The 22,964-nt window shown below is 67.8% G+C and carries 20 protein-coding genes; 8 read left to right on the top strand and 12 right to left on the bottom strand.

Going from position 1 to position 22,964, the window contains the following annotated elements; genetic code table 11:
- Window positions 1-79: 79 nt before the first annotated feature.
- Complete coding sequence (gene acnB / locus WS96_RS24590) at window positions 80-2,665, bottom strand: bifunctional aconitate hydratase 2/2-methylisocitrate dehydratase (RefSeq protein WP_059836053.1); 2,586 nt, start codon at window positions 2,663-2,665, stop codon at window positions 80-82.
- Window positions 2,666-2,976: 311 nt separating this feature from the next.
- Between acnB and WS96_RS24595 the strand changes: the two genes are divergently transcribed.
- On the top strand, window positions 2,977-3,849 hold the full coding sequence (locus WS96_RS24595) for a BPL-N domain-containing protein (protein ID WP_257128055.1): 873 nt from the start codon (window positions 2,977-2,979) through the stop codon (window positions 3,847-3,849).
- Between the two features lie 15 nt (window positions 3,850-3,864).
- On the opposite strand, the gene WS96_RS24600 is transcribed toward WS96_RS24595, so the two are convergent.
- The 3 genes from WS96_RS24600 to WS96_RS24610 all read right to left on the bottom strand — a co-directional run bounded on the left by WS96_RS24600 (window position 3,865) and on the right by WS96_RS24610 (window position 5,623).
- Complete coding sequence (locus tag WS96_RS24600; protein WP_059836057.1) at window positions 3,865-4,338, bottom strand: nuclear transport factor 2 family protein; 474 nt, start codon at window positions 4,336-4,338, stop codon at window positions 3,865-3,867.
- Window positions 4,339-4,464: 126 nt separating this feature from the next.
- Window positions 4,465-4,713, bottom strand: a complete 249-nt coding sequence (locus WS96_RS24605; protein ID WP_034204596.1) for a hypothetical protein — start codon at window positions 4,711-4,713, stop codon at window positions 4,465-4,467.
- 475 nt (window positions 4,714-5,188) lie between these two features.
- Entirely contained in the window at window positions 5,189-5,623 is a 435-nt protein-coding gene (locus WS96_RS24610; protein ID WP_059836059.1) for a universal stress protein, read from the bottom strand.
- A gap of 342 nt (window positions 5,624-5,965) precedes the next feature.
- Between WS96_RS24610 and WS96_RS24615 the strand changes: the two genes are divergently transcribed.
- The 6 genes from WS96_RS24615 (at window position 5,966) to WS96_RS24640 (ending at window position 10,985) form a co-directional block, all read left to right on the top strand.
- On the top strand, window positions 5,966-7,450 hold the full coding sequence (locus tag WS96_RS24615; RefSeq protein ID WP_059836060.1) for an amidase: 1,485 nt from the start codon (window positions 5,966-5,968) through the stop codon (window positions 7,448-7,450).
- A 398-nt stretch (window positions 7,451-7,848) separates the two neighbouring features.
- On the top strand, window positions 7,849-8,535 hold the full coding sequence (locus WS96_RS24620; protein WP_059836062.1) for a hypothetical protein: 687 nt from the start codon (window positions 7,849-7,851) through the stop codon (window positions 8,533-8,535).
- A gap of 128 nt (window positions 8,536-8,663) precedes the next feature.
- Window positions 8,664-9,494 (top strand): arylamine N-acetyltransferase family protein, encoded by an 831-nt coding sequence (locus WS96_RS24625; protein WP_059836064.1) that lies wholly within the window; start codon window positions 8,664-8,666, stop codon window positions 9,492-9,494.
- A 91-nt stretch (window positions 9,495-9,585) separates the two neighbouring features.
- Window positions 9,586-9,762: a ribbon-helix-helix protein, CopG family gene (locus WS96_RS24630; RefSeq protein ID WP_059836066.1), complete on the top strand. Its 177-nt coding sequence runs from the start codon at window positions 9,586-9,588 to the stop codon at window positions 9,760-9,762.
- Between the two features lies 1 nt (window position 9,763).
- Window positions 9,764-10,114: a VOC family protein gene (locus WS96_RS24635; protein ID WP_034204602.1), complete on the top strand. Its 351-nt coding sequence runs from the start codon at window positions 9,764-9,766 to the stop codon at window positions 10,112-10,114.
- 10 nt (window positions 10,115-10,124) lie between these two features.
- Window positions 10,125-10,985, top strand: coding sequence for a class I SAM-dependent methyltransferase (locus tag WS96_RS24640; RefSeq protein WP_059836477.1), 861 nt, complete (start codon window positions 10,125-10,127; stop codon window positions 10,983-10,985).
- A gap of 25 nt (window positions 10,986-11,010) precedes the next feature.
- On the opposite strand, the gene WS96_RS24645 is transcribed toward WS96_RS24640, so the two are convergent.
- From WS96_RS24645 to WS96_RS24660, 4 genes are all read right to left on the bottom strand, one after another.
- On the bottom strand, window positions 11,011-15,852 hold the full coding sequence (locus tag WS96_RS24645; RefSeq protein WP_059836068.1) for an NAD-glutamate dehydrogenase: 4,842 nt from the start codon (window positions 15,850-15,852) through the stop codon (window positions 11,011-11,013).
- Window positions 15,853-16,044: 192 nt separating this feature from the next.
- Window positions 16,045-16,233, bottom strand: a complete 189-nt coding sequence (locus WS96_RS24650; protein ID WP_059836070.1) for a 4-oxalocrotonate tautomerase — start codon at window positions 16,231-16,233, stop codon at window positions 16,045-16,047.
- A 65-nt stretch (window positions 16,234-16,298) separates the two neighbouring features.
- Window positions 16,299-17,072, bottom strand: coding sequence for a class II aldolase/adducin family protein (locus tag WS96_RS24655; protein WP_059836072.1), 774 nt, complete (start codon window positions 17,070-17,072; stop codon window positions 16,299-16,301).
- Window positions 17,050-17,940, bottom strand: coding sequence for an urea transporter (locus tag WS96_RS24660; protein ID WP_059836074.1), 891 nt, complete (start codon window positions 17,938-17,940; stop codon window positions 17,050-17,052). Before WS96_RS24660 ends, WS96_RS24655 begins: the two co-directional genes overlap by 23 nt.
- A 123-nt stretch (window positions 17,941-18,063) precedes the next feature.
- On the opposite strand from WS96_RS24660, the gene WS96_RS24665 reads away from it, so the two are divergent.
- Entirely contained in the window at window positions 18,064-18,627 is a 564-nt protein-coding gene (locus WS96_RS24665; RefSeq protein WP_059836076.1) for a putative glycolipid-binding domain-containing protein, read from the top strand.
- On the opposite strand, the gene WS96_RS24670 is transcribed toward WS96_RS24665, so the two are convergent.
- Genes WS96_RS24670 through WS96_RS24685 form a run of 4 tightly spaced genes read right to left on the bottom strand, consistent with a single transcriptional unit; the run spans window position 18,579 to window position 22,937 of the window.
- Window positions 18,579-19,493, bottom strand: coding sequence for an alpha/beta fold hydrolase (locus tag WS96_RS24670; protein ID WP_059836077.1), 915 nt, complete (start codon window positions 19,491-19,493; stop codon window positions 18,579-18,581). The genes WS96_RS24665 and WS96_RS24670 overlap by 49 nt on opposite strands.
- Window positions 19,494-19,497: 4 nt before the next feature.
- A complete protein-coding gene (locus tag WS96_RS24675) occupies window positions 19,498-20,403 on the bottom strand; it encodes a metal-dependent hydrolase (RefSeq protein WP_059836080.1) in 906 nt (301 codons plus the stop codon).
- Window positions 20,400-21,326, bottom strand: coding sequence for an SDR family NAD(P)-dependent oxidoreductase (locus WS96_RS24680; RefSeq protein WP_059836081.1), 927 nt, complete (start codon window positions 21,324-21,326; stop codon window positions 20,400-20,402). The genes WS96_RS24675 and WS96_RS24680 overlap by 4 nt, the downstream gene beginning before the upstream one ends.
- 21 nt (window positions 21,327-21,347) lie before the next feature.
- Window positions 21,348-22,937, bottom strand: a complete 1,590-nt coding sequence (locus tag WS96_RS24685; RefSeq protein ID WP_059836083.1) for a flavin-containing monooxygenase — start codon at window positions 22,935-22,937, stop codon at window positions 21,348-21,350.
- Window positions 22,938-22,964: the final 27 nt, after the last annotated feature.

A 22,964-nucleotide genomic window follows, 5' to 3' on the forward strand; every position in this document is an offset into this window, starting at 1 on the left:
AAAGCGCCGCGGCCTGTCGGCCCGCGGCGCCTTTCGGTGCGCTGCGACGTCGACCACCCGCCGCAGCCCGACTGCGTGCTTACAGCTGCACGGTGTCGGCCACTTCCTTGAAGTCTTCGATCTGGTCGAAGTTCATGTACTGGTAGATCTTGTCGCCGTTGGCGGTGAGCACACCCATGTCGGCCATGTACTCTTCCTTGGTCGGGATCTTGCCCAGACGCGAGCAGATCGCCGCCAGTTCCGCCGAGCCGAGGTACACGTTCGTGTTCTTGCCGAGGCGGTTCGGGAAGTTGCGGGTCGACGTCGACATCACCGTCGCGCCTTCGCGCACCTGTGCCTGGTTGCCCATGCACAGCGAGCAGCCCGGCATTTCGGTGCGGGCGCCGGCCGTGCCGAACACGCCGTAGTGACCTTCTTCCGTCAGCTGCTTCTGGTCCATCTTGGTCGGCGGCGCGACCCACAGCTTGACCGGAATGTCGCGCTTGCCTTCCAGCAGCTTCGACGCGGCACGGAAGTGACCGATGTTGGTCATGCACGAGCCGATGAACACTTCGTCGATCTTCGCGCCAGCGACGTCCGACAGCGTCTTCACGTCGTCCGGATCGTTCGGGCACGCGACGATCGGCTCGTGGATGTCGGCGAGGTCGATCTCGATGACGGCCGCGTATTCGGCGTCGGCATCCGGCGCGAGCAGTTGCGGGTCGGCCAGCCACTGTTCCATCGCCGCGATGCGGCGCTGCAGGCTGCGCGGATCCTGGTAGCCCTGCGCGATCATCCACTTGAGCAGCGTGATGTTGCTGTTCAGGTACTCGATGATCGGTTCCTTGTTCAGGCGCACCGTGCAACCGGCGGCCGAACGCTCGGCGGACGCATCCGACAGCTCGAACGCTTGCTCGACCTTCAGGTCGGGGAGGCCTTCGATTTCGAGAATGCGACCCGAGAAGATGTTCTTCTTGCCTTGCTTGGCGACCGTCAGCATGCCTTGCTTGATCGCGTACAGCGGAATCGCGTTGACAAGGTCGCGCAGCGTGACGCCCGGCTGCATCTTGCCCTTGAAGCGGACCAGCACCGATTCCGGCATGTCCAGCGGCATCGTGCCGGTGGCGGCCGCGAACGCGACGAGGCCCGAGCCTGCCGGGAAGCTGATGCCGATCGGGAAGCGCGTGTGCGAATCGCCGCCGGTGCCGACGGTGTCGGGCAGCAGCATGCGGTTCAGCCACGAGTGGATCACGCCGTCGCCCGGGCGCAGCGCGATGCCGCCGCGCGTGCTGATGAAGTTCGGCAGCGTCTGGTGCGTCTTCACGTCGACCGGCTTCGGATACGCGGCGGTATGGCAGAACGACTGCATCACGAGATCGGCCGAGAAGCCGAGGCAGGCGAGGTCCTTCAGTTCGTCGCGGGTCATCGGGCCCGTGGTGTCCTGCGAGCCGACCGAGGTCATCTTCGGTTCGCAGTACGTGCCCGGGCGCACGCCCTGGCCTTCCGGCAGACCGCACGCGCGGCCGACCATCTTCTGCGCGAGCGAGAAGCCCTTGCCGCTGTCGGCCGGCTGGTGCGGCAGGCGGAACAGCGTCGACGGCGCGAGGCCGAGCGCTTCACGCGCCTTCGCGGTCAGGCCGCGGCCGATGATCAGCGGAATGCGGCCGCCGGCGCGCACTTCGTCGAACAGCACGTCGGACTTCACCTGGAATTCGGCGATGACCTTGCCGTCCTTCAGCGCCTTGCCTTCGTACGGGCGCAGTTCGACCACGTCGCCCATGTTCATTTGCGACACGTCGAGCTCGATCGGCAGCGCGCCGGCGTCTTCCATCGTGTTGTAGAAGATCGGGGCGATCTTGCCGCCGAGGCATACGCCGCCGAAGCGCTTGTTCGGGACGAACGGGATGTCTTCGCCGGTGAACCACAGCACCGAGTTGGTGGCCGACTTGCGCGAGGAGCCGGTGCCGACCACGTCGCCCACGTACGCGACCAGGTGACCCTTTTCCTTCAGCGATTCGATGAACTTGACCGGCCCGCGCTTGCCGTCTTCTTCCGGCGTGATGCCGGGACGTGCGTTCTTCAGCATCGCCAGCGCGTGCATCGGGATGTCGGGGCGGGTGGTGGCGTCCGGCGCCGGCGACAGGTCGTCGGTGTTGGTTTCGCCCGTGACCTTGAACACGGTGATGGTCAGGCTTTCCGGCACTTCCGGACGGCTCGTGAACCATTCGGCGTCGGCCCAGCTCTGCAGCACGGCCTTTGCGTGCGCGTTGCCCTTGTCGGCGAGTTCCTTCACGTCATGGAACTGGTCGAACATCAGCAGGGTTTTCTTCAGCGCGTCGGCGGCCACCGCGGCGACGGATTCGTCGGACAGCAGCTCGATCAGCGGCTGGATGTTGTAGCCGCCGAGCATCGTGCCGAGGAGTTCGGTCGCGCGTTCGCGCGAGATCAGCGGGCAGGCGGTCTCGCCCTTGGCCACGGCGGCCAGGAAGCCGGCCTTCACGCGGGCGGCTTCGTCGACGCCGGCGGGCACGCGATGGGTGATCAGCTCGAGCAGCGTCTGCTCTTCGCCGGCGGGCGGGTTCGTCAGCAATTCGACCAGTTCGGCGGTCTGCTGAGCCGTCAGCGGCAGGGGAGGAATACCGAGCGCGGCGCGGGCGGCCACGTGAGCACGAAAGTTTTCAAGCATGGGGAGACCTGCTGATATTGCGTTTGAGGGGAAGGCCTTGCCGGCACTCCGGGGCGATTCCAGGCACTGCTTTGAGCGGAATTCTAATCTCAACGGGGTGGAACGTCAAATGTCTTATGTCTTATATAAGAGTTGGCGGTGTGAAACACCGAAGGCGTGGTTGCATGGCGGGAGCCGGCCTTGTCGGGTGCGGCCGGGCGGCCGGGTGCCGGGTGTCGGTTCAGGTCCCGATGTCGCACATATCTGCACAAGCCCGCAGGAAACGGTACACACGGGGCGCGTTCGGGCCGCTACGCTCGCTGTCATGCAACGTGCAATCGGGTGTCGGAACGGCAGGCGGAAGCGGTCGCGCGCCTGTCGAATCGGCCCGGGCGGCAGCGATTTCCTTGACTCCGGCGATCCACGACATGCGCTCGAGAGACGCGATTTTCCTGATGGTGGCGCTTGTCGCGTCGCCGGCCGTTCACGCGGCCACGCCCGGCGACCCAGCGCGCAACGCGGCGCGCGACGCGGCGAGCCAGCCGGTCGCGCTGGTCTATCGCGGGCCTGCCGCGTGCGACGGGTGCCCCGAAACCATCGCCAGACGCCTGCGGGAATCGGACTACCGGTTCCGTGTGATCTACGTGGGGCCGGCGGAAAAGCTCAAGATCACGCCCGCCGCGCTGGCCGGTGCGTCGCTCTATGTGCAGCCCGGCGGCGGGCAGGATATTCCCGGCGCGGCAGCCAGCATCGGCCGATCCGCCATCACGGCCGTGCGGCATTACGTAGCGAACGGCGGCCGATATCTCGGACTATGCATGGGCGCCTACCTGGCCGGCACGCAGGGTTTCGGCCTGGTTGCCGGCGATATCGACTCCGAGGTCGACCGGCCGGGCTCGACGCTTCACGGCATCGCCGATACGGTGACGCCGGTCGTCTGGCGCGGGAAAAAACGCTGGATCTACTATCAGGACGGCGCGCGGCTCCCGGTCGCGCCGCTCGGCTCCGGCGGGATCGTGCTGGCGATCTACCCGAACAAGGACATTGCGGCCGCCACGTACCGCTACGGCAATGGGCGCGTCGGCCTGGCCGGCCCGCATCCGGAGGCCGATGAAAGCTGGTATCGCCAGAACGGCCTCGAGAACCCGGACGGCGTGGTGCCGGACATGGCTTACGACCTGATCAACGCGACGATGAAGCCGTAGCGGAGCGGCCGTGGTTCATGTCCGTTTGGCGCGATACGCGTCGAGATTTTTTCGTGCCTGCGCGCGGATCGCGTGCTGCATGAAAGGCGTCCAGCCGAGCAGGGCGCCTTTCATCCCGAGCGCCTGACGGGCCCAGCGCCACAGGTCGAAATGGTCGCGATGTTCGACGATGCGTCCGTCGCGAAACCGGAAACGCGCGTCGATCCGGTTGACCACCCTCCGTCCGGTCGCGGCGAACCGGTAGTGCGCGCTCCACGTCGCGCGCCCGGCCTGGTCGTCCGCGGCGACTTCGCCGAACGTCAGCGAGAATTTCTGCGCCCGTGCGACCAGCATCCGCCACATGTCGTGCGCGAGTTCGCCGCGCAGTTCGCCGAATGCGGGATCGCTGAAGACGACGTCGTCGGCATAGCACGCGAGCATCGCGTCGATGTCGCGCTGCTGGAAGGCCGTGTAGAAGCGCTGGATCAACGCGGTGTTCGGATCGGTCATGTCGGGGCTAACGGGGCAGGGAAGGTGGACGGTGACGTCCGTATCGGGGCAGTGGGGCACGCAGCGCGAACCGACGCCCGTGCTCGCGACGTCGGGCGTAGCCGGCTCGCCGCCGGATGATACGCGTCAGCGGGCGGCCATCGCGACGTCCTGGTCGCTCCGTCCCGTCACCAGGCAGCCCGACATGAAGGCCTCGCTCTGGCTGCCGGCGGCGGTTTCGCCGAAGCCGCGACCGAGCGCATCGGCCCTCACCTGCGCGGCGCCTTGCTCGCACGCGAGCGGGCTGGCGTCGCGGCCCTGCGCGTGCAGGATCGCGCGATCGCCGATGAGATAGGCCAGCAGGGCGAAAACGGCGATATGTACGGCTCGTCTCATGGTTCGTCTCCTCGTTGCTCAAGCGTAACGCGGACACGTTCGACGAAGCACTTGGGGCTTCCCCCGGTAAACGTCTGCTGAAAGCGGCGGCGAGGCAGGACGATCCTGTCCTGTTTTTCCGTCGCCGTGCGAGGGGCGGGCAATGCGCGCGAGTTTGACGAATGTCAGGGTGCGGGCCGGCGGCGGCGGTCGCACGGCCGTTCAAAGCGATAGCATGGATGCATGATTTGACGGAACCTGACGCGGGTCGACGCGTCGGGGCCGGCAAGCAGGCAGGTGTTGAAGATCGCTGTCGAAATAGTGAGGAATCCAAATGTTGAACGTCTCATCCGTCCTGATCAGTCTTGCTCCGATGTGGGCCATCCTGCTGCTGGCGTCTTCGGCAGCCGCCTATTTCGTGTTCTGGCGCAAGGTCATCGAGTGAGCGCCGCGCGACCGCGCGCGCACGATGCGCACGCGTGACGCGCCGTTCCCGTCATTGCACCGCCGTCACCGGCACATTCGAAATCCGCAACAGCCGGGCCGTCACGCTGCGCCGAAACACCGACATCAACGCGTGCAGCGGATCGCGTCCCGGCACGGTCACGACGATCTCGTCGCACCCGGTTTCGGCTGCCGTGGCCGCGATCGTATCGGCTACCGGCCCGACCTTCATCACGACGCTGTATTTCACGTCCGCATCGCGCAGGAGCCGCTCGGCCATCGCGAGATCGTCGGTCGCGAATCGTGTCTCGATCGCGCGCAACCGCGACAGCGGGTAATAGGCTTCGAGCCGCGTCGATTCGAGCGGTGCCTGCACGTTGATCAGCACGACCTCCGACGCGCAGCGCTCGCGATACAGAAACGTCGCGTGCCGAACGGCCTGAAGCGAGCGCGGCGAATGGCCGACCGGAACCAGCAGCTTGAGCATGGACGATGAACCCGGAAACGAAGTGCTTCCAGCGTAGCGGGCGGCCGGACGAAACGATCTAAAGAGATCGGCCGGCCGCATAAAAATGTCGTTAACGCACGCAGTCCCGTGACGCACCAATTAAAAATATAAGAAATTTAAGTTTATGCGCATAAACGGCAGCGAGCGATAGCGTCGGCCCCGGCCGGCCGGTGCGGACTCTCGCCGCGAGCGCGATTCAGTCGGATCCGCAATGAATTGCGCCGCAAAATATCGAAGGTCGTCCGGGGCGCGTCGCGTAGAGTAGAGCGTCGGCCGCCGCCCGGCGGCGCGCCATCCGATACCGCCTCACAGGAGACCCGCATGCCGCACGGCGCCCCGCAGTTTCTCGCTCCCGCTTCCATTTCCGTCGATCCGATCGTGCGCCTGTCGGCCGGCGAGCTCGCGTCGGCGATCCGCGGCAAGGCGGTTTCGTGCGTCGAGACGATGCGGGCGTATCTCGACCACATCGAGCGTGTGAATGGCGCGGTCAACGCGATCGTCGCGCTGCGCGAGCGCGATGCGCTGCTGGCGGAAGCCGCGGAAAAGGACGCGGAGCTGGCGCGCGGCGAGTACCGCGGCTGGCTGCACGGGATGCCGCAAGCGCCGAAGGATCTGGCGATGACGAAGGGGCTGCGCACGACCTACGGTTCGCCGATCTTCCGCGAGAACGTGCCGCAGGCGGACTCCGTCGGCGTCGCGCGGATGCGCGCGGCCGGCGCGATCTTCATCGGCAAGACCAATACGCCCGAGTTCGGGCTCGGTTCGCACACGTTCAACGAAGTCTACGGCGCGACGCGCAACCCGTACGACCTGACCAGGAGCGCGGGCGGCAGCAGCGGCGGCACGGCGGCGGCGCTCGCGTCGCGGATGCTGCCGGTGGCGGACGGCAGCGATTTCGGCGGTTCGCTGCGTAATCCGGCGGCGTTCTGCAACATCTACGGCTTCCGTCCGTCGCAGGGCCGCGTGCCGCGTTGGCCGGGCGTCGACGTGTTCATGCAGCAGCTCGGCATCGAAGGGCCGATGGGCCGCACGGTCGGCGACGTCGCGCAACTGCTCGCGATCCAGGCCGGCTACGATCGCAACGATCCGCTGTCGCTCGCGGACGATCCGGCGGCGTTCGCGCAGCCGCTCGACGCGGATCTGCGCGGCAAGCGCGTCGCGTGGGTCGGCGACTGGAACGGCTATCTCGCGACCGAGGCCGGCGTGCTCGCGCAGTGCGAGCATGGGCTGGCGACGCTGCGTGAGATCGGCTGCGACGTCGATGCGGCGCTGCCGGCGTTCGCGCCCGACCGGATCTGGCGCCTGTGGCTCGCGCACCGGCACCTGTTGTCGGGCGGCGGGCTGCTCGCGCACTATCGCGACCCGGCGCGCCGCGCGCTGCTGAAGCCCGAGGCGATCTACGAGGTCGAGGGGCTGCTCGCGATGCAGGGCGCGGCGGTGTTCGACGCGAGTGTCGAACGGACCGCGTGGCATCAGGCGGTGCTGAGCTTCTTCGACCGTTACGACTTCATCGCGGCGCCGACCGCGCAGGTCTTCCCGTTCGACGTCGACCAGCGCTGGCCGAAGGAGATCGCGGGCCGCGCGATGGACACCTATCACCGCTGGATGGAAACGGTCGTGCCGTGGACGTTGGCCGGCTGCCCGGTGATCAACGTGCCGGTCGGTTTCAACGACGCGGGCTTGCCGATGGGGATGCAACTGATCGGTCGTCCGCGCGCCGATCTCGCCGTGCTGCAGCTTGCGCGCGGCTACGAGCAGGCGGCCGACTGGGTGGCCCGGCGAGTGCCGGCGTGGATGGCAGCGTAATACCGCGGCCGGCAGGCAGCCGGTAAGCCGGGCGGCGAAACGGGCGACGAAACGGGCGACGAAACGGACGACGAAACGGGCGGCGACGGACGACGACGGGCGGCAGCAGGCTGCCCGTTTCGTTTGCATCGCTCGACGCGAAGCGCGTGGCGAATGCATTGCGTCGCGTCGCCGGCGCAGGCCGGAGCCGGCATCCATTGACGCAACCGGAGAAAGAATCGCGGGACGTGCGCGGCATCGCGCGGCAACCGCACGGGAATGTGCGCGACGGGGTCTGTCGGCCGCCGAATTGCAAGCGGCGGCGCGGCCCGATTTCGTTTCGATGTGTTTCAGTCGTTGCGGCGGCGCGCGACGCGCTTCGACAATATCGCCTCGACAATTCGGCACGAGGGAAACACATGAAGCACATTCGCGCGACGGGCCGGCATCTGGCCTCGGCAGGCATCGCGTTCGGCATCCTGGTGAGCGGCGCCGCGCACGCGCAGCTCGACCTGCAGTCGATCGGCGCGTCGCTGCTCGGCGGCGGGCAGCAGCAGGCGGCGCCTGCGCAGGGCGGTGTCGCTCAGTTGCTGCAGGCCTATGTCGGTGCGAACCAGCAGGTGCTGAACGGCCAGTCGTCGCTCGCGTCGGCGATGGGGCTGACGGGGGCGGCCGGGCAAGCGCAGCAGGCCGCGAGCCAGCTGTCCGGCGGCGATGCGCTGTCGCCGGCCACGCTGTCGCAGATGGGCGGCGCGCAGCAATCGGTGTCGCAGGCGCTCGGCCAGGCATTCGCGAGCGGCGGCGCCACGCACGGCCCGATCGACAAGCAGGCGTTCAGCAACGGCCTCGCGTCGCTGGGGCAGGGCCTCACGCAGTATTCGCAACTGCAGTCGGGGCTCGGCAATCTCGGCTCGACGAGCGCGGCGTCGCTGCTGCAATCGGGCCTGAATCCGCAGAACATGCAGGCCGCGACGTATATTGCGCAAAGCGCGCCGGGCCAGTTGCAGTCGCTTGCCGCGACGCTCGGCCAGGCCGTGCAGTTCGCGACGAGCCAGGGCATTTCGGTGCCGTCGGTCGCGTCGTCCGCGCTGAAGCTGCTGCCGTAACGCCGCGGGCAGGCGTGCGCGATGCGGTGGCCGGCATCGTGCGCGCCGGCGACGAACCATGGCCCCGCACAACATGGGGATTTCGCGCGATGCTATCGTGGCGTGTTCCTTCATCGGTGCCGGTTCTCATGACTGACTCGTTCGACCTCTCGCGCTATTTCTCCCGCATCGGCTACGACGGCCCGACCGAACCGACGCTGGACGTACTGCGCCGGCTGCATCTGCTGCATCCTCAGGCGATTCCGTTCGAAAACCTCAATCCGCTGACCGGCGCGCGGGTCGCGCTCGACCTGCCCGCGCTCGTCGACAAGGTGATCGAACGCCGGCGCGGCGGCTACTGCTTCGAACTCAACAAGCTGTTCTACACCGCGCTCACGACGATCGGTTTTCGCGTGACGCCGCTGATCGCACGCGTGCGCTGGATGCGGCCGCCCGAGATCGTCACCGCGCAGACGCACATGCTGCTGCGCATCGATCTCGACGGCGCGACGTGGCTCGCGGACATCGGCTTCGGCAGCGCGACGCTGACCGCGCCGCTGCGGTTCGCGCCGGGCGAGCGGCAACTGACGCCGCACGGCGCGTTTCGCGTGATCGATGCGCCGGTCGATGGCGAATTCGACATGCAGTTCGAGATCCCCGACGGCTGGCAGACGACCTACCGCTTCTCGCTGAAGCCGGCCGAGTGGATCGATTACGAAGCCGCGAACTGGTTTACGTCGACGTATCCCGAATCGATCTTCGTGAACGACCTGATCGCGTGCCGTGTGCTGCCGGATGGCCGTGCGGCGTTGCTCAACACCGTGCTGACGCTGCGCGACGCGGCGGGAGCCGGGCGCACCGTCACGTTCGACGATGCCGCCGACTGGGCGGCGTGCCTGCGCGACACGATCGGCATCGATACGGCGGGATTCGATCTCGACGCGCTGTTCGCGCGGCTCGCGGCGCGCAGCGCGAAGTAACGCGGCCGGCCGATATCCGACGGCGGCCCCCGCGGCCCTTTCGCCGCCGCCGTCGGTTGACTTTTGCTAGTTTGCTAGCATACTAGCAACCATGACCGACGAAGAAGTGAAGCAATTCAACGTGTACTTGCCGCTGAGTCTGATCCGGCAGGTCAAGCATCGCGCCATCGAAACGGAGCAGTCGCTGTCCGCGCTGGTGGCCGACGCATTGCGTGCATATCTGGCCGCTCCGCGACCGGGGGCCAGGTCATCCAACAAGGAGGAGTGACATGTCATCCGAGCGAATCGAAGCCGTGTATCTGACCACGCACAACTGGGGCAAGTCGGCGAAGTTTTTCCAGGCGCTGGGCTTCACGCTGGAGTTCGAAACCGATCATCAGTCAGGCCAGTTGCGCAGCGGCGACGGCCCGTTCCTGTTCATCGCCGAAGTGCCGGCGAGCGAGACGCCCGACATGCAGGTCGTACTCAAGGTCGCCGACGAGCAGGCCGTGCAGCCGCAGCCGATCGTCGACGTCGTCACGCCGTTCGAGGACACGCACTGGGGCACGCGCGACATGACCGTGCGCGATCCCGATGGCCGCGTGTGGCGCCTGCAGGCGCCGGGCAAGCCCGGTGCATGAGGGGATGACGATGACCGACCGCCATCAGGATGGGCCCGACAGCACCGCCGAGCGCGTCGCGCTGTGGCGCGCGTTGCACGTCGAACTCGACGAGCCGCCGCACGTGCTCGCCGATGAAGTCGGCCTGCGTCTGCTCGCGCCGCCGCCCGGCTGGCAGCAGCGCGGCGACATGGATCAGCGCTTCACGCGGCCGTTTCGTGCATCGATCGTCGCGCGGGCGCGCTTCATCGAGGATCTCGTCGTCGACGAGGCCGCGCGGGGCGTGAACCAGTACGTGATCCTGGGCGCGGGCCTCGACAGTTTCGTGCAGCGCCGGCCCGAGATGGCGTCGCGACTGACCGTCTTCGAGGTCGATCCGCCCGCGCCTCAGGCGTGGAAACGCCGGCGCCTGACCGAACTCGGCTTCGGCGTGCCGGACCGGCTGCGCTTCGTGCCGGTCGATTTCGAAGCGAAGCAGTCGTGGCGCGACGCGCTCGTGCGGGCGGGCTTCGATGCGGACAAACCGGCGGTCGTGGTGTCCACCGGCGTCAGCATGTACCTGACGCGCGAAGCGAATGCGGCCGCGCTGAGCGAAGTCGCGTCGCTCGCGCCGGGTTCGACGTTCGCGATGACCTTCCTGTTGCCGCTGGAAAATGCCGATCCGGACGTGCGCCCGGGTCTCGAAATGGCCGCCAAGGGCGCGCGCGAGAGCGGCACGCCGTTCATCAGCTTCTTCACGCCGGCGCAGATTTGCGCGCTCGCGACGCAAGCCGGCTTCACGCGGGCCGAACACGTGTCGGCGGCGGATATCACGCGCCGCTATTTCGCCGATCGTACCGACGGGCTGCGCCCGCCGAATCGCGCAGAGGAACTGCTCGTCGCGACGGTGTGACCGCCGCGTGCCGCGCGTGCGAGCTTCACGCGCGTTCGAGCACCGCCATCTCGCGCACGACCACGAGCAGCACCGCGAGGCTCGCGCCGCCCGACGCGCGCAGATCGGCGAGCAGGTGCTCGTAGCGCGCGAGCGCGGCCTCGCGGCGCGCGCGCCACGCGCCGACGATCGTGTCCGGCGTGGTCGAATCCGGCGATTCCGCGAGCGCGCTGGTCGCGAGCGTGCGCTTGAGCCGCGCGACTTCCGCGAGTGCGGCCGCGCGCGCGAGCATGTCCCAATGCGTCGGCGTCGGCAGCGTCGCCGCGCGTTCGCCGATCCACCCGTAGTTGAGCAGCGTGCCGAGCGAGAAATAGACGCCCGCGACCAGTTCGAGGCTGCGGTTGCAGGTCGCGGCCACTTCGGCGATGTCGAGCAGCGCGGCCGAGATGTCGCCGCTCGCGACGCGCCCGGCAAGCGCGGCGTCGACGCCGGCATCGACCAGCACGCGCTGCCGCTCGGACAGCGCATCGAGATCGTCGGCCGGCAGCAGCGACGGCAGTTGCGGTGCGATGCGCTGCACCGCGTCGCGGCAGCGCGCGATCAATCCGGCGACGCCGCCGTCGGCCACCGCCCCCGACTGCAGGTGCCGCAGGAACCACAGCGCCGCGCGCTCCAGCAGCCGCGCGACGTCGACGAACATGCGCGCCTGCACGTCGTCGGCGACGCGGTTGTCGAGCGCGTCGATGTCGCGCCATACCGCGTCGAGGTCGAACACGTCGCGCGCCATGAGGCACGCGCGGACGATGTCGCCGGGCTTCGCGTCGGTTTCCTCCATCAGCCGGTGCACGAATGCGCAGCCGACGCGGTTCACGAGCGCGTTGGTCAGGTGCGTCGCGAGAATTTCACGGCGCAGCGGATGGCGGCGCATCGGCTCGCTGAAGCGCTGTTGCAGCGGCTTCGGAAAATAGTCGACGAGCATCGCGGCCACCAGCGGATCCTCCGGCACGTCGGATTCGAGCAGCGCGTCGTAGAGCCACATCTTGCTGTACGCAAGCAGCACCGCGCGTTCCGGCGACGTGAGGCCGAGCTTCGCGGCCTGCCGCTCGGCGACTTCGTCGTCGGTCGGCAGGAATTCGATCACGCGGTTCAGGCGGCCCGCGCGTTCGAGCCAGCGCATCAGGCGGGCCTCGGCGTCGAGCAGTTCGACCGCATGGCGGCCCGCGATCGACAGCGCCTGCGTCTGGTAGTAGTTGTCGCGCAGCACGAGCAGCCCGACTTCGTCGGTCATCTCGGCGAGCAGCGCATTGCGCTGCTTCTCGGTCATCTCGCCGTCGGACACGACGAGCCCGAGCAGGATCTTGATGTTGACTTCGTGGTCCGAACAATCGACGCCGGCCGAGTTGTCGATCGCATCGGTGTTGATGCGGCCGCCGCGCTGCGCGAACTCGATGCGGCCGAACTGCGTGCAGCCGAGATTGCCGCCTTCGCCGACGACCTTGCAGCGCAGGTCCGCGCCATTCACGCGCACCGCATCGTTCGCGCGGTCGCCGACCTGCGCATGGGTTTCGCGCGTCGCCTTCACGTAGGTGCCGATGCCGCCGTTGTACAGCAGGTCGACCGGCGCCTGCAGGATCGCGCGGATCAGCTCGGTCGGCGGCAGCGCGTGCGCGTCGATGCCGAGCGCGGCCTGCACGGCCGGCGACAGCGGGATCGTCTTCGCGGTGCGCGGATACACGCCGCCGCCCGGCGAAATCGCGGCCGCGTCGTAGTCGGCCCAGCTCGAGCGTTCGAGCGCGAACATGCGCTGGCGCTCCGCGAAGCTCGTCGCCGGGTCGGGGTTCGGGTCGAGGAACACGTGCCGGTGATCGAACGCGGCGACGAGCCGGATATGCGGCGACAGCAGCATCCCGTTGCCGAACACGTCGCCCGACATGTCGCCGATGCCGACCACGGTGAAGTCGGTGGTCTGCGTGTCGACGCCCATTTCGCGGAAGTGCCGCTTCACCGATTCCCACGCGCCGCGCGCGGTGATCGCCATCTTCTTGTGGTCGTAGCCGACCGAGCCGCCGGACGCGAACGCGTCGTCGAGCCAGAAGCCGTATTCGTGCGAGATCGCGTTCGCATAGTCGGAGAAGGTGGCCGTGCCCTTGTCGGCGGCGACGACCAGGTACGGATCGTCGGGGTCGTGGCGCACGACGTCGGGCGGTGGCACGATCGCGTTGCCGGCGAGGTTGTCGGTGAGGTCGAGCAGCCCGCGCAGGAACGTCTGGTAGCACGCGACGCCTTCGCGCATCCATGCTTCGCGATCGCTCGGCGGCGGCGGGTTCTTCACGACGAAGCCGCCTTTCGAGCCGACCGGCACGATCACGACGTTCTTCACCATCTGCGCTTTCATCAGCCCGAGCACCTCGGTACGGAAATCCTCGCGGCGATCCGACCAGCGCAGGCCGCCGCGCGCGACGCGCCCGCCGCGCAGGTGCACGCCCTCGACACGCGGCGAATACACCCAGATCTCGAACATCGGCTTCGGTTCGGGCAGGCCGGGCACCTTCGCCGGATCGAACTTGAACGACAGGTACGGCTTCGATTCGCCGTTCGCGTCGGCGAGGAAGTAGTTCGTGCGCTCGGTCGCGTTGATCACGCCGAGGAACTGGCGCAGGATGCGGTCCTCGTCGAGGTTCGGCACCTGGTCGAGCGCGCCTTCGATCGCCTTCAGCAGCCGCTCGGCCTGCACGTCGCGCGTGTTGCCGATGTGCGGATCGAAGCGCAGCAGGAACAGCTCGACGAGTTGCCGCGCGATCGCCGGATTGCCGGTCAGCGCGCGTTCGATATAGGCGTCGCTGAAGGTCGAGCCGACCTGTCGCAGGTATTTCGCATACGCGCGCAGGATCGTCACTTCGCGTGCGCTCAGGTGCGCGCGCAGCACGAGACGGTTGAAGTCGTCGTTCTCGATCCGGCCGCTCCAGATCCGGTCGAATGCATCCTCGAACAGGCCTTTCACGCGCTCGATGTCGAATTCGGTGTCGTCGGCGAGCTCCAGCCCGAAATCGTGTACCCACGCATGCGCGGCGTCCTGCGTCTGGATCCGGTACGGCCGCTCCTCGTCGACGCGCACGCCGAGGTGTTCGAGCATCGGCAGGCTGCGCGACAGCGCGATCGGGTCGCCCGCGCGATACACCTTGAAGCGGAACGCGCGCGGCTCGGCCTCGATCGGCCGGTACAGGTTCATCGCGAGCTGCCCCGAATCCTTCACGCGCTCGATCAGCTCGATGTCGCGCACGGCCGTGCGCGCCGGATAGTCGTCGCGATAGCCGGCCGGGAACGATTCCGCGTAGCGCTGCAGCAGACGGTTGCCTTGCTCTTCGCCGAAGGCGTCGAGCAGCGCGTCGGCGAGATCGTCCTGCCAGCGGCGCGTGACCTGCACGAGCCGCGTTTCGAGCTCGCGCGTGTCGACGTCGGGCATCGTGCCCGGTTCGGCATGCACGACGAAATGAATCCGCGCGATCGCCGATTCCGACAGCAGCGGCGTGAATTCGACGTTCACGCCGTTGTACGCATCGACGAGCAGCTTCGCGATGCGCCGGCGCAGGTCGGTGTTGTACTTGTCGCGCGGCACGAACACGAGGCAGGACACGAAGCGGTCGAAGCGGTCGCGGCGCACGAACAGGCGCGTACGCTGGTGTTCCTGCAGGCGCAGGATGCCGAGCGCGATGTCGTAGAGCTGGTCTTCGTCGGCCTGGAACAGTTCGTCGCGCGGATAGGTTTCGAGCACCGTCACGAGCGACTTGCCGAGATGCCCTTTCGGCAAGAAGCCCGCGCGCCGCAGGATGTTCGCGCACTTGCGGCGCACGATCGGGATCTCGGCGGTCGACACCATGTATGCGGTCGACGTGTAGAGCCCGATGAAGCGGCGCTCGCCGGCGACCTTGCCGTCGGCGCCGACGAGTTTCACGCCGACGTAGTCGAGATAGCCGGGGCGGTGCACGGTCGCGCGCGAATTCGCCTTGGTCAGGAAGATCGGCCACGCGCCGGTGATGATGTCGGCGGCGGCCTGCGGCAGCGGCGTCACGTCGGGCGCATCGGACGTGCGCAGCGATTCGCGTAGGATGCCGAAGCCCGAGCCCTCGATGCCGCGCAGGCCGAAGCCCGTGCCGTCGGATACGAGCGCGTAGTCGCGCTGACCGAGGAACGTGAAGTGATCGGCGGCCATCCATTCGAGGAACGCGCGCGCCTCGATGTCCTCCGCGGTCGATTCGCGCGCCTTCATCTCCTTGATCGTCGCGCGGGCGATGTCGACGATCTTCGGCCAATCCTCGACCGACGCGCGCACGTCGCCGAGCACGCGCGCGATGTCGTCGCGCAGCGTGTCGAGCAACGCGGCGTCGCCGCAGCGGTCGACTTCGAAATGGATGAACGACGCGAGTTGCGACTGGCCGTCGCTGGAGGTCGCGCCGCCCGCGTCGACCCGCTCGATGCCGCCGCCGGCGCCGCGCCAGATGCGGAACACCGGATGCAGCGCCGAATGCAGCGCGAGCCCGAGACGGTTGACGGCCATCGTCACCGAATCGACGAGGAACGGCATGTCGTCGTTGACGATCTCGATCACCGTGTGGTCGGAATGCCAGCCGTGCTGTTCGAGGATCGGGTTGTACACGCGCAGGCGTTCGCTGCCGGGCACGAACTTTTGGGCGGTTTGCCAGTGCGCCATCGCGGCGCCGTACAGGTCGGCGATGCTGCGATTCTGCAGATCGTCGGCGTCGACGAAATCGTAGTAGTGACGCAGGAAAGGCTCGACGATCCGGAACGTGGCTTCGGGCAGCCGAGCGCGCGCGAATTCGACGACGTCGGAGAGCAGGTGTGCGACGACTTCCTCGTTCTTCGCTTCCATGGCGGTCTCCGTCGGGTGGCCATTGGCTGCTGCGTCTGTCCGGCATTATGCGCCGATTGCGTGACAAAGCGATGTGCGGGTGCACAACGGAGGCGGGTGTGAGGCGCCCGCATGCAGTGCCCGTCGCGGGCATCCCGTGATGCAACGTTCAGCGCAGAGCGGGCGGCGCCGAAGCGACGCTGCCCTCGGCGCTCAGCCCTCGTCGCTCCACAGCTGCCCGGCCGTCGCCCAGTTCTCCTTCTTCACGTCGGTCAGGATGATATCGACCGAGCCCGGCGCGCAGCCGAGCGTTTCGCACGTGACGCGCGTGATTGCTTCGACGAATGCGCGCTTCTGGTCGACGGTGCGGCCTTCGAAGAGCTGGATATTGAAAGTCGGCATGACAGATGCTCCGGTTGGGATTGAACGATTGACGACGAACGATTCGGTCGGGTGCGCAGGCAACGTCAGTCGCGATACGACGGATCGATCCGGTCGAGTCGGCGCAGCAGCGCCGGCCATTCCAGTTCGCCTTCGATCGCGCCGCCGTCGCGCAGTTGTTCGGCGGTGCGCTCGGCGACGGCCGGCTCCGGCAGCACGAGCGGCCCGCCGCCGGCCTGCGCGCGCACCTGGATGTCGCACGCCTTGATCAGCGTATCCATCAGCACATAGGCCTCGGCGACGGTCCGGCCGACCGTCAGCGTGCCGTGATTGCGCAGCAGCATCGCGGATTTCGCGCCGAGGCTCGCGGTCAGCCGCATGCCTTCGGCCGGCGAGAACGCGAGTGCTTCGTAGTCGTGGTACGCGAGATCGCCATGAAAACGCAACGCATGCTGCGACGCCGGCAGCAGCCCGTCGCGCTGGATCGACACGGCGATGCCGGCCGTATTGTGCAGATGCATCACGCAGACGGCGTCGGCGCGCGCGGCGTGCACGGCCGCATGCAGCGCGAAGCCGGTCACGTTGACGGCGTGCTCGCCGTCGCCGATCCGCCGGCCGGCCAGGTCGATCTTCACGAGGTTCGATGCGCGAACTTCGTCGAACGTGAGGCCGAACGGGTTGATCAGGAAGTGGCCGGGCTCGCCGGGCACGGTCGCGGACAGATGCGTGTAGATCAGGTCGTCCCAGCCGTTCAGCGCGACGAGGCGGTACGCGGCGGCGAGGTCGACGCGCAGCCGGCGCTCGGCGTCCGAGATCGGGCCGCCGGGCTTCACGGCATCAGGACGGTGTGCGAACGACATCGGGTTCTCCGAGGGTGAGGCGGCGCGCGACGGCTACGGTCGCCCACGACGCGAGCGCGAACGGGGCCGTGAACATGGGGATGCCCGTGCGCATCGCGAGCCATTGAATGAGCGCGGCGAGTGCGGCGGCCGCGAACGCCGCACGCGGCCCGCGCGACATCAGCGCAAGGGCGGCGAGCGCGCCGTTGAAGCCGAGCAGGCCGCCGGCGAACGACGCGCCGCTTGCGCCGAGCGCGACCAGCAGCACGGTCGACACGGCCGCGCCGCCAAGCGCGAACGCGGCCGCGCGGCGGGATGCGACGGCGAGGCCGGCCACGACCAGCACGCCGGCCCATGCGCCGTGCGCGAAGGTCGTCTGGGCGACACCCGACAGCAGCGCGTCGGTGATGGAAACCGGCGTCAGCAGCGGGCCGGCGGCTACGCCATCCGCATGCTGCAATGCGACAAACGGGAACCACAGCGCGGTGACGGCCAGGCACGGGCTCGAATACGGGCATTGGCGCCAGCGGGCGAGCGACACCCGCATCGCGCGTTGCACGAGCGCCGCGCCGATCGCCGCCAGCGGCACCAGCGCGACGGCGGCGAGTGGATGGGGCGCGAACAGCACGGCGATCAGCGCGGCCAGCGCGCCGTTGAAGCCATGCAGCCCCTGTTCGACGTCGCGGCGTTCGGCGCCCGTCAACACGGCCGTCATGCTGGCGGCGGCCGAGCCGACCAGCGCCGTGCACGCGAGCCGCAGGTCGGTCAGCGCCAGCGCGGCCAGCAGCAGCGTGCCGGTGAGCGCGTTCGCCTGCAGCACGACCTGCCCGATGCCGCGCAGCAGCATGCGCGGGTCGATCGGCGGCGAGGCAGGGCGGGCGGTAGGCATGATGACGGCGGAACAGGATGAGCCGCGAGCATAGGACACAATCCCATGCACCGGAATAGGGAATTCTGGATAGTCGGGATTTGTGCGACGATGCCTCGCAATGGGAAACCGGGAGGCGGAACGATGCGTGAAGTGCGATGGGCGTCGCTCGAAGGCGACGGGGTCGAACATCTGACGTTCGAGCGGCGCGGCGGCGCGATCGTCGTCGAAAGCGCGGTGGTCGGCCAGCGGTACGGTCGCGCGTATGGGCTCGCGTATCGCGTCGAATGCGATGCGCAATGGCGCGTGACTTACGCGGTGCTCAAGGTGATGGGCGGCGGCACGCTCGAATTGCACGGCGACGGGGCCGGGCATTGGCGCGACGGTTCAGGCCGCGCACTGCCGGAACTGGAGGGTTGCATCGACATCGACATCGCGGCGACGCCGTTCACGAATTCGCTGCCGATCGGCCGCCTCGGGCTCGCGCGCGGCGAGCGGCGGCCGATCGACGTCGCGTACATCTCGACGCCGGACCTGACCGTCAAGCCGGTCAAGCAGGCTTATGCGTGCATCGAGCCGGGCCGCCGCTATCGCTACGAAGGGATCTTCCGGAATTTCACCGCGGAGATGGACATCGACGACGACGGGCTCGTCGTCGATTACGAGACGCTGTTCAGACGCCTGCCGGCGCCGCCGACGGCGCGCTGAACCGCGGCGTTCGTCGCCGCCGGCCGCTCCTGCGCGGACGCGAAGCGGTCGATCCGCGATGCGATCATGTCCGGGTGACGCAGCACGATCCAGTGCGTGCCGTCGATTTCCTCACGCACGTGGTCGCCGAGCCAGCGATCGAGATCGACCGACATCTCGGGCGTCACGTAGCGGTCGCGCATCGGCACCAGGATCTGCACCGGCGCCTGCGCGTACCGTTCACGCGGCCTGCGGGCTCGCGCGAGAAAATTCGCGCGGTACATCTGCATCCCGTTCAGCGCGTTCTTCAGTTGCACGGGATCGCGCTCGGCGCGCACGCGTTCGGTGAGCTGGAGCCAGTGCGGCCACAGCGCCGCACCGCCGAGCCGCCACACCAGCGACGGTACGAGCGGCAGGTGGAAGAACGCGATGTACCACGACTTCAGGCTCTGCTTGACGCGCATCTTCGCGCGGAACACGTGATCGAGGCATGGGCCCGAGATCGACGTGTACGACGCGATGCGGCCGCGGAACGCGGGATCGGTCACGGCTTCCCAGCACTGGATCGAACCCCAGTCGTGGCCGACCAGGTGGAACGGCCGGCCGCCGCAGGTCGCATCGGCCACTGCCTTCAGGTCGCCGGCGAGCCGTTCGAGCGTGTAGTCGGCACGGCGGCGCGGCGCATCCGATGCACCGGCGCCGCGCACGTCGTATGCGATCACGCGGTAGCGTTTCGCGAGCCGCGCGCGAATCGGCGCCCACACGGCCGCCGAGTCGGGATAGCCATGCACGAGGATCAGCGGCGGCGCGCGACGCGAGCCGCTTACGTAGACGGCGAGTTTCACGTCGCCGGACCGGACGGTCAGCATCTCGTGAGCGCGCGCCATGGCGTCATGCCTGCGCCACCGAATGCAGCGGCACGCGGCGCGGGGCGGCCTGCGCCGCATAGCGCGCGTTGGTCGCGTCGATGTTCTCGAGCAGCGTGTCGAGCTCCTGCAAGTACTGATGGTTGTCGTGATCCCACGGGTGGAAGCCCGGGCGGAAGTAGTCGAGCCATTCGCGCGCGATGCTCGGGAACACGCCGTTCTTCGGGCTGTACAGATACTTCACGAGGCGCCACATGCCGCCGAACTTGCCGTGTTCGCGGCGATGGGCGCGCATCAGCCGCACGTGGAAGTCGAACACGATGGCCCAGAAGAATACGGTCGTCGTCAGCATCGTGCCGGTGCGCAGCAGATAGCTGCCGAGGCCCGGCTTCATCACGGTGCGCCACACGTCGTAGGACACCGCCTTGTGCTCGGTTTCCTCCATCGCGTGCCACATCCACATCTGCTGGTAGCCTTCGACCGAGCCGTCGATCCGGTGCTCGTGGCCCGACAGCAACTGGTTCGCGAGGATCGCCGTGTAGTGCTCGAGCGCGATCGTGATCGCCAGCTGCATCGAGTGCGGCAGCACCTTCTTGAACCAGCCGAGGATCGTCCACAGGCGCTTGTCGAGCTTGTGCGCGGGCAGGCCGGACGCCTGCAGCAGGTCGTTGTACTCGATGTGCTCGCGCGTGTGCATCGCTTCCTGCCCGATGAAGCCGAGCACCTGCTTCTTCAGCTCGGGATCCTCGATCCGGTCGCGGTAGTGGCGCACCGAATCCATGAAGAAGCGTTCGCCGGCCGGGAACAGCAGCGACAGCGCGTTCATGAAGTGCGTGACCGGCACGCCCTGCACATGCCAGTCCTTCGCGCGTTCGGGCGGCAGCGCGAAACGGATGTCGCGCCGCACGGGCATCATGTTCGGTGTCGTCATGATTGTTCTCCCTGGTTGCCTGCATTGTTGTAGGTGGCGTGCACGGGCGCCGGCGTGCCGCGTGCGGCATGGCGGCGGGCCTTCGCGGCCTCGCGGCGCGTCGCGAGCACGACGAGCGCCTGGTAGGCGGCCGGCAGGATGCGCGCCATCCAGTCGGCGCCCTTCGCGTCGCGGCCGATCAGCACGCGGCGCTTGTTCTTGCGCACGCCGGCGAGGATCGTGCGCGCGGCGTCGTCGGCGGTCGTGATGAAGAACTTCTCGAAGCTGTCCTTGCCTTGCTGTTCGCTCTCGACGATGAAGCCGACCATGTTCTTCGCGACGCGGCTCGACTGCGCGATGTTCGTGCGGATGCCGCCCGGATGCACGCAGGTGGCCGACACGCCGCACTTCATCATGTCGAGCTCCTGGCGCAGCGATTCGGTGAAGCCGCGCACCGCGAACTTGGTCGCGTTGTAGCCGCTCATGCCCGGCTGCGCGAAGATCCCGAAGATGCTCGACGTATTGATCACGTGGCCGTCGCCCGATGCCTTCAGGTGCGGCAGGAACGCCTTCGTGCCGTGCACGACGCCCCAGAAGTTGATGTTCACGATCCACTCGAGATCGCCGTAGTCCATGCCTTCGATCGTGCTCGACAGCGCGACGCCCGCATTGTTGAAGATCAGGTTGACCTTGCCGTGCTCCTTCGCGGTGTCGTCGGCCCACGCGAACATCGCGTCGCGATCGCCGACGTCGAGCACGCGCGTCGACACGCGCACGTTCGGCGCGATCGCGCGGACGATCCGTTCGGTTTCGGCGAGGCCGACGCCGTTCTTGTCGGCGAGCGACACGTGGCAGCCGGCCTGCGCGAGCTGGATCGCGAGCGCGCGGCCCATGCCCGAGCCGGCGCCCGTGATCGCGGCGACCTTGTTGGCGAAATCTTTCATGTCGGTGGCTCCTTGTCTGGCTCAGGCCGCTTCGGCGGACGTGGAAGCGGAAGCGGAAGCGGCCGGCGCGGCGACGGGCCGCGCGGTCGTGTCGTGCTGCGGCGCGCGATACGCGTGGTAATCGGCGATCGAGAAGTGCGCGGTCGCCTGGCGGAAGCGCCACGTGAAGCCCGGCCACAGCGTCGTGTTCTTGCCGGTGCGCGGGTCGAGGTACCAGCTCTTGCAGCCGCCCGTCGACCAGATCGCCTTTTTCAGCTTGCCCTGCAGGTCGCTGTTGAACTGCGCCTCGACGAGCGGGCGCACCTCGATCGCGTCGGCGCGTTCGCGGTGCATCGCCTGCAGCGCGCCGAGGATGTACTCGATCTGCGACTCGATCATGAACACCATCGAGTTGTGACCGAGGCCCGTGTTCGGGCCGACGATCATGAAGAAGTTCGGGTAGCCCGGCAGCGTCGTGCCGAGATACGCATGCGCGCCGTCGCGCCACGCGTCGACGATGTCGAGGCCGCCGCGGCCGATGATCGCCCCGCGCGGATACGGGTCGGCCACCTGGAAGCCGGTGCCGTAGATCAGGCAGTCGACTTCATGACGCTTGCCGTCGGTCGTCACGACCGCGTCGGCTTCGATGCGATCGATGCCGGTCGTGATCACGTCGACGTTCTTGCGCGACAACGCCGGGTAGTAGTCGTTCGAGATCAGTACGCGCTTGCAACCGAGCGTGTAGTTCGGCGTGACCGTCTTGCGCAGCGCCGGATCGGGGATCTGTTTGCGGATGTGGCGCAGCGCGAGCTTCTGCACGTTCTTCATCAGCGACGGATGGATCGCGAAGCCGAGCACGCGCGATTCGAGCATCCAGTAGATGCCGCTGCGCACGACCTTCTGCGTGAACGGCAGCGTGCGGAACAGCCATTTCTCGAAGCCGGTCAGGTTGCGGTCGGGCTTCGGCATGATCCACGGCGGCGTGCGCTGGAACAGCGCGAGCGACTTCACGCGCGGCGCGATCTGCGGCACGAACTGGATCGCGCTCGCACCGGTGCCGATCACCGCGACGCGCTTGCCTTCGAGCGCGTAATCGTGATCCCACTGCTGCGAATGGAATGCGCGACCCTGGAAGGTTTCGACGCCGGGAATCGCCGGCAGCGCGGCGCGCGACAGGCCGCCCATGCCCGACACCAGCACGCGCGCGGACAGCCGCTTGCCGTTCGCGAACGTGAGGCGCCAGCGTTGCGCGGCTTCGTCGTATTCGGCGCGCTGCAGTTCGTGATTCATCCGCAGGTGCGGGCCGACGCCGAAGCGCTGCACGCAGTCTTCCAGATACGCGCGGATCTCCGGCTGCGGCGCGAACATGCGCGTCCAGCGCGGGTTCGGCGCGAACGAGAACGAATAGACGTGCGATTGCACGTCGCATGCACACCCGGGGTAATGATTGTCGCGCCATGTGCCGCCGACCGACGCGGCTTTCTCGAGGACGACGAAGTCGGTCACGCCCGTTTGTTTCAGGCGGATCGCCATCCCGAGGCCGGCAAAGCCGGTGCCGATGATGGCGATGTCGATGGTTTCGTCCAGGCCGTCATGGCCGGGTGGACCGAAAGGCAACGTGCGAGCATTCATCCGGGTGTCTCCGATTTGGCTCATTTT

Source organism: Burkholderia sp. MSMB1835, from assembly GCF_001526365.1.
In the GTDB taxonomy this organism is placed as follows: domain Bacteria; phylum Pseudomonadota; class Gammaproteobacteria; order Burkholderiales; family Burkholderiaceae; genus Burkholderia.

Coding starts and splice junctions, on each gene's coding strand:
- acnB (WP_059836053.1), bottom strand. CDS start 2,665: ATGCTTGAAAACTTTCGTGCTCACGTGGCCGCCCGCGCCGCGCTCGGT.
- WS96_RS24600 (WP_059836057.1), bottom strand. CDS start 4,338: ATGACCGATCCGAACACCGCGTTGATCCAGCGCTTCTACACGGCCTTC.
- WS96_RS24605 (WP_034204596.1), bottom strand. CDS start 4,713: ATGAGACGAGCCGTACATATCGCCGTTTTCGCCCTGCTGGCCTATCTC.
- WS96_RS24610 (WP_059836059.1), bottom strand. CDS start 5,623: ATGCTCAAGCTGCTGGTTCCGGTCGGCCATTCGCCGCGCTCGCTTCAG.
- WS96_RS24615 (WP_059836060.1), top strand. CDS start 5,966: ATGCCGCACGGCGCCCCGCAGTTTCTCGCTCCCGCTTCCATTTCCGTC.
- WS96_RS24620 (WP_059836062.1), top strand. CDS start 7,849: ATGAAGCACATTCGCGCGACGGGCCGGCATCTGGCCTCGGCAGGCATC.
- WS96_RS24625 (WP_059836064.1), top strand. CDS start 8,664: ATGACTGACTCGTTCGACCTCTCGCGCTATTTCTCCCGCATCGGCTAC.
- WS96_RS24630 (WP_059836066.1), top strand. CDS start 9,586: ATGACCGACGAAGAAGTGAAGCAATTCAACGTGTACTTGCCGCTGAGT.
- WS96_RS24635 (WP_034204602.1), top strand. CDS start 9,764: ATGTCATCCGAGCGAATCGAAGCCGTGTATCTGACCACGCACAACTGG.
- WS96_RS24640 (WP_059836477.1), top strand. CDS start 10,125: ATGACCGACCGCCATCAGGATGGGCCCGACAGCACCGCCGAGCGCGTC.
- WS96_RS24645 (WP_059836068.1), bottom strand. CDS start 15,852: ATGGAAGCGAAGAACGAGGAAGTCGTCGCACACCTGCTCTCCGACGTC.
- WS96_RS24650 (WP_059836070.1), bottom strand. CDS start 16,233: ATGCCGACTTTCAATATCCAGCTCTTCGAAGGCCGCACCGTCGACCAG.
- WS96_RS24655 (WP_059836072.1), bottom strand. CDS start 17,072: ATGTCGTTCGCACACCGTCCTGATGCCGTGAAGCCCGGCGGCCCGATC.
- WS96_RS24660 (WP_059836074.1), bottom strand. CDS start 17,940: ATGCCTACCGCCCGCCCTGCCTCGCCGCCGATCGACCCGCGCATGCTG.
- WS96_RS24665 (WP_059836076.1), top strand. CDS start 18,064: ATGCGTGAAGTGCGATGGGCGTCGCTCGAAGGCGACGGGGTCGAACAT.
- WS96_RS24670 (WP_059836077.1), bottom strand. CDS start 19,493: ATGGCGCGCGCTCACGAGATGCTGACCGTCCGGTCCGGCGACGTGAAA.
- WS96_RS24675 (WP_059836080.1), bottom strand. CDS start 20,403: ATGACGACACCGAACATGATGCCCGTGCGGCGCGACATCCGTTTCGCG.
- WS96_RS24680 (WP_059836081.1), bottom strand. CDS start 21,326: ATGAAAGATTTCGCCAACAAGGTCGCCGCGATCACGGGCGCCGGCTCG.
- WS96_RS24685 (WP_059836083.1), bottom strand. CDS start 22,937: ATGAATGCTCGCACGTTGCCTTTCGGTCCACCCGGCCATGACGGCCTG.